Annotated in this window: 3 protein-coding genes; 2 read left to right on the forward strand and 1 reads right to left on the reverse strand. The window is 61.9% G+C overall.

All coding sequences use genetic code 11. From position 1 onward, the window contains the following. Nucleotides 1–96: 96 nt before the first annotated feature. On the forward strand, nucleotides 97–1,557 hold the full coding sequence (locus HZC36_12495) for a DUF1800 domain-containing protein (GenBank protein MBI5707795.1): 1,461 nt from the start codon (nucleotides 97–99) through the stop codon (nucleotides 1,555–1,557). Nucleotides 1,558–1,983: 426 nt separating this feature from the next. Next, nucleotides 1,984–2,598 (forward strand): 16S rRNA (guanine(527)-N(7))-methyltransferase RsmG, encoded by a 615-nt coding sequence (gene rsmG / locus HZC36_12500; protein ID MBI5707796.1) that lies wholly within the window; start codon nucleotides 1,984–1,986, stop codon nucleotides 2,596–2,598. Between the two features lie 49 nt (nucleotides 2,599–2,647). Here rsmG and HZC36_12505 read toward each other — a convergent pair whose 3' ends face one another. After that, nucleotides 2,648–5,419: a leucine--tRNA ligase gene (locus HZC36_12505; GenBank protein MBI5707797.1), complete on the reverse strand. Its 2,772-nt coding sequence runs from the start codon at nucleotides 5,417–5,419 to the stop codon at nucleotides 2,648–2,650. Nucleotides 5,420–6,000 lie beyond the last annotated feature (581 nt).

Below are 6,000 nucleotides of genomic sequence, written 5' to 3' on the forward strand. Positions count from 1 at the left end.
CATTCTTGAGTCTCTCAAGCAAAGGGGCGAACTTTAAGCCTATCGACCCATGTTCGTCCCGCCTTCGCATAGAATGAAAGCGTAGAGGCACTCCCCATGACCGAACGCGACAAGATTGCGCACCTGCTCCGACGTTTCGGCCTTGGCGCCGGCAAATGTGAGCTCGCCAAATACGAGAAGCTCGGCGTTCAAGGCACTCTGGACATGCTGCTCGACTGGGACAAGACCGACGAGGGCTTTCCGGTCAGCCCGTGGGAGTTCGTCAAACAGGCCGACGGCCAACTCCAGTTCGACCCCTACAAGTTTGCCTCTCATTGGGGCCTTCGGCTGCTGCTCACCAACCGCCCCCTCCAAGAGCGCATGACCCTCTTCTGGCACGACCACTTCGCCGTGAGCGGCAACAAAGTCTTCGACGGCACGGCGATGGTCCAGTACGAGAACTGCCTGCGCAGGCACGCCGGCGGCAACTTCCGCACGCTGCTCAAAGAGGTCAGCAAAGAGCCCGCGATGATCTATTGGCTGGACCAGCACACCTCGGTCAAGGAGCACCCCAACGAGAACTTCGCGCGCGAGGTGATGGAGCTCTTCACCATGGGCTCTGGCTACACAGAAAAGGACATCCAGGAGGCCGCACGGGCGTTCACGGGATGGGGTTTGCAGATCGAGAGCATCGGCGAGAACATCGAGTTCTACAAGCAGCAGGAGCGGGCGGCGAAGGCCGGCCGATCGGTGTTCAACTTCTGCCTAGCGCCCGCCATCCACGACGCAGGGCCCAAGACGATCCTCGGAAAGACCGGAAACTTCAACGGCGACCAGGTGCTCGACATCCTTTGCGATCGCCCCGAGACGGCGCGCTACCTCGCCAAGAAGCTCTGGGAGTGGTTCGCGTATCCAAACCCGGAGCTACCTCTGGTCGAACGGCTTGCCAAGGTCCTCGTCGACGCGAAATTCGAGGTCAAGCCGGTGCTGAAAGCCATCGTCGCCGCGCCCCAGTTCTGGAGCGAGAAGTGCGTCCGAGGCCGCCCCAAGAGCCCCATCGACACCACGGTCACGGTCTTTCGTCAACTCGATCTTCAGAAGGTCTTGCTGGGATTGCGGGGCGAGGTCAAAGACCCGTTCCAGACGATGAAGCCCGAGCTCAAGGGCGCGGCCGACGGCGTGACGTTCCTGATGAACGGGCAGGGGTTCCTGCTCCTCTTTCCACCCGACGTGGCGGGGTGGGATTGGGGAGAGGCGTGGATCAACAGCAACAGCATGCGCTTCCGCGCGCAGCTTGGCGACGTGATCTTCTATGGCAACGACGCCAACCGGCCGATCGCGGTCTACCTCGCCAACCGCATCAAGCAGGAGTTCAATCCGCAATCCTCGGGCGACGTGGTGGACGCTCTCTGTGCGATCTTCGACGCCGAGGTGCCCGCGCGAACGCGTGACATCCTCGTCGAGGCGTGTACCAAGGCGGGCGGGCCGAAGTCGCTCGACGGCAAGGACAGCGCTGCCTATGTGCTGGCCTTCACGACCAAGATGCTGTTCGCGAGCCCTGAATTTCAGATGTGTTGAGGGGCTTCCCCCTCCCTTGGTTTTGCGAAGCGAAACTGAGGGAGGGGTTGGGGTGGGAGACTCTGTCCGGGTCAGCTATCGCGCCCCCTCACCCGGTTCACTGCGTTCACCGTCCTCTCCCCAAAGGGGCGAGGTGGTGGTTTCTCTCCTGACCCCAGAAGCCGTATCCTCCAATCCTCAGACCCTTGACCTGGGCTCCAGAACGCTGTCACCTCACCCGGTCCCGTAAGGCGCGGGATCTTCGATTCGCTGCGCTCACCAACCTCTCCCACAGGGGGCGAGGGGGTCTCTTTGCCGCTATCGCGCATCGCCAATCGCATATCGCATTCTGCGCTCCCTCAAACCGGGTTTACTGCCCTGCCGATGGAAGGATTCGAGCAACTTGGGGCGTGGATGGCGGAACAGGGGCTTCCCTGCTCAACCGAGATGCTTGATCAACTCCACGCCTTCGTGACAGACCTCTATTCTCTCAACGAGACACGCAACCTGACTCGAGTTCCGAAGGAAGAGTTCTGGCTGCGGCACGTCGTCGACAGCCTTCTCGTCCACAGCCTCCTCCCGGAAGGAGCCACGGTCCTCGATATTGGCACTGGGCCTGGATTCCCAGCGTGGCCCTTGGCCTGGGCGCGGCACGACCTTCGAATCACGGCCCTCGACTCCTCGAACAAGATGCTCGGGTTCTTTGCCCGGCACGGCCTGCCGAATCTTAAGGCGGTGCTCGGGCGCGCGGAGGAATGGGGCATTCGGGAGCGGTTCGACCTGGTTACGGGTCGGGCGGTGGCGCCGCTCGCGATCCAGTTGGAGCTCAGCGCAGCGCCCTGCAAAGTGGGTGGCGTCGTCATCCCGATGCGCTCCGCGAACGACCAGCACGAGATCCAGGCGAAGGACTTTTCGGTGCTTGGCCTCGCGCTCGAGAAGGTTGAACGAAGGACCTTGCCGGACGTCGGCGCCGAGCGGCTGTTCCCGGCCTACAGAAAGGTCGCGAAGACGCCGCGCGAATATCCAAGGAAGTGGGCCGACATCCGCCGCAAGCCCTTGTAGACGAGGTCGTTTGGGGCCGTTTATGAAACAGGCACCCCTCACGCTCACCTCACACCGCCACGATGTTCACGAGCTTGCCGGGCACGACGATGACCTTTTTGACCTCTTTGCCCTCCAGATGTACCTGCACCTTGGCGGAGGCCTTTGCCGCGGCCTCCAACTCTTGATTGCTCGATCCCGCGGGCACCATTACGGTGTCTCGCAGCTTCCCGTTCACCTGCACGGCGATCGGCCACACGTCCTCGGCGGCGATTTCGGGGTCGAAAACCGGCCACGCCTGCTGATGCGTGAAGCCTCGGAGACCCAGCGATTCCCAAAGTTCGTCGGCGCTGAACGGCGCGGCCGGTGCGAGCAAGAGGATCAGGGTTTCGAGGGCCTCGCTCGCCGCGAGTCGCCAACCCGGCGCGTTGGCGCCAGCGCGCTGAGCATCGGCGATGCTGTTCAGATAGGTCATCAGCGCAGCAATGTAGGTGTTAAACGCAAAGCGATCGATGTCTTCAGTGCACTTCTTGATCGCTTGGTGGGTGGCTCTTCTCAAGTTCCGAGCGCCGTCGGACAGGTCGGACTTGTCTGACTGGTCGGACCATAGAGTCTGGATCTTGGTTCGCCAATCTGAATCAAATGAGCCCGAGAGCTCAGTCACCGCCTTGAACACCCGGTTCAGGAACTTGGCCATGCTGCCCACACCGTCGCTCGACCACTGCACCTCCCCATCAAACGGCGCCACGAACAGTAGATGCACGCGAAGGGCGTCGGCCCCATACTGATCCACCATCTCGTCCGGAGTGACCACGTTGCCCTTCGACTTGCTCATGCGCGCCCAGCGCCACATCAGTTGGTCCTTCGGGATGCCTTTGGCCTCTTCGAAACTGACCAGGATGCCGTCTGCGCCCACTTCCAGCGTCTCGCCCTCGCGCGGCTTGCGGTAGGGCGTGAGCGCGAGCACCTGGCCCTGGTTCATCAGCCTTTGGAACGGCTCCTTCACTGATACCAGACCCTCGTCGTAGAGCACTTTGGTCCAGAAGCGCGCGTAGAGAAGGTGCATCACCGCGTGCTCGGCGCCGCCCACGTAGCAGTCCACGGGCATCCAATACTTGGCCTTCTCGAAGTCCCATGGCTTGTTGGGGTTCGAAGGGTCGCAGAACCTGAGGAAGTACCAGCTCGAGCAGGCAAAGCCGCCCATCGTGTCGGTCTCGCGACGGCCCAGCGAGCCGTCCGGCGTGGTGGCGTTGACGAACTCCTCGATCCGGTTCAGCGGGCTCGATCCGTCGCCGCTCGGCTCGTAATTCTCGACGTCGGGCAATTCGACCGGGAGCTGCCCCTCGGTCGCCAGCATCTCGTGGCCCTCCTTGTCGTAGATCACCGGGATCGGGCAACCCCAGTACCTTTGGCGGCTAATCAGCCAGTCGCGTAAACGATAGGTGACCTTACGTTCTCCGATGCCTAGGCCTTCCATCCATTGGCCTAGCGATTCCTGGGCCTCCTTGACGGTCATGCCGTCGTATTCGCCGGAGTTGATCAGGATGCCATCTTTGCCTGAGAAGACGTCCTGGGTTGTCCTCGGGGCCTGTCCGTCTTGTCCGACCTGTCCGACCGGAGCAATGACTGGAACCACCCCTAAACCGAACTTTCTTGCGAACTCGAAGTCGCGTTCGTCGTGCCCGGGGACCGCCATGATCGCGCCGGTGCCGTAGGACGCCAACACGTAATCCGCGATCCAGATCGGCACCTTCTCGCCGTTGGCCGGGTTGACGGCGTAAGCGCCGGTGAACACCCCGGTCTTCTCGCGATTGACGGCCTGACGGTCCGTATCCGAGAGCCGCTTGGCCTGGTCCTGATACGCCTTGACCGCCTTTCGGTGTTCCTCATCGACGAGCGGCATCAAGTTCTCCAGGATGGGATGCTCGGGTGAGAGCACGCAAAAGGTCATGCCGAAGATGGTGTCAATTCGGGTGGTGAACACGCGAAAGGAGAGATGGCGCTCTTTGGAGATGACTTGGAGGTCGGACTCGGCGGACGCGTCAGACTGGTCCGACGGGTCAGACAAGGCAGACCCGTTGTCTCCACCCCCAACCCCCTCCTCAGTTTCGCTGCGCAAAACCAAGGAGGGGGCTATTCGCATCTCAAACTCGACCCCTTCCGACCTTCCAATCCAGTTGCGCTGCATCTCTTTGATGCCGTCGGGCCAGTTCAGCTCGTCCAGATCCGACAGCAGCCGGTCGGCATACGCCGTGATCTTGAAGAACCACTGCGGGATCCACTTCTTCTCGACCGCCGTGCCGCAGCGCCAGCACAGGCCCCCCTCGACCTCCTCATCCGCCAGCACCGTCGCGTCCTTCGGGCACCAGTTGACGCTTGCCAACTTCCGATACGCAAGACCCTTCTTGTAGAGCAGTTCAAAGATCCACTGGGTCCACTTGTAGTACTCCGGGTCGCTCGAATACACGCACCGCGACCAGTCGTAGCTGATGCCGATCAGGTCCATCTGGCGCTTGTAGTTCGCCCCGTAGCTCTTGACCATCGGTCCCGGGTGGGTCTTCTTGGCGATCGCCTCGTTCTCGGCGGGCAGCCCAAAGGCGTCGAAGCCCATCGGGTGCAGCACGTTGTAGCCTTGCATCACCTTGGCGCGGCAGATCACGTCGGTCGGAACGTAGTTGCGCGCATGCCCCACGCTAAGCCCCGCGCCGCTGGGATAAGGAAAGAAATCAAGGCCATAGAACTTGGGCCGGTCACTGTCTTCCTGGGTGAGGAAAAGGCCGGCTTCGTCCCATCGCTGCTTCCATTTGGCTTCAAAGGTCTTGGGCTCGTAGCGCTCAGGCATGGGGCCTATTTTAGCTGACGGCGAGTCTGGCAGGCCGCTTGGGGATGCGTGAGGGTGAATGAGGGTGAAGGCGAGAAGCGAGAGGCGAGAAGTCAGAGGCGGGAGATTGTCAAGCGCCAACCTCGGCACGGGAATTCACCCCCACCCTGTCCCCCATAGCTGTTTAGTTTGGAGCCACCTCTCCCCGCTGGGGAGAAGCCTGCCCTGAGCTTGCCGAAGGGGTCCGTGAGCTTTATCGAACGGGGTGAGGGGATCCGGGCGACCCTAAACTAAACAGCTATGACCCTGTCCCTCCCCCTCGCTACTCCAACTCAGAATTCACTCCAACTCAGACACCCGCGAAGGAGAGGGGACCAATTCGGAGGAGGGAGAAATGCGAAGGGCGAAGGGCGGAGGGACCAGATCGGAGGCCGGGACTCCCCTCTCCTGCGTCCATAAGTCTTTTGATCGCCGCCAAACCCCCTCGACGCGGGGGAGGGTGGCCTTTAGGCCGGGTGGGGGTGCGATGGGGTGCAGGGTGAGGAGGCACGCCCCTCTCCTGCGTCCACCAACCTCCCAACCACCCCGGACCTTCTCGACGC

It is taken from the genome of Armatimonadota bacterium (genome assembly GCA_016223145.1).
Lineage (GTDB): Bacteria > Armatimonadota > Fimbriimonadia > Fimbriimonadales > Fimbriimonadaceae > Nitrosymbiomonas.

Coding starts and splice junctions, on each gene's coding strand:
- rsmG (MBI5707796.1), top strand. CDS start 1,984: ATGCTTGATCAACTCCACGCCTTCGTGACAGACCTCTATTCTCTCAAC.
- HZC36_12495 (MBI5707795.1), top strand. CDS start 97: ATGACCGAACGCGACAAGATTGCGCACCTGCTCCGACGTTTCGGCCTT.
- HZC36_12505 (MBI5707797.1), bottom strand. CDS start 5,419: ATGCCTGAGCGCTACGAGCCCAAGACCTTTGAAGCCAAATGGAAGCAG.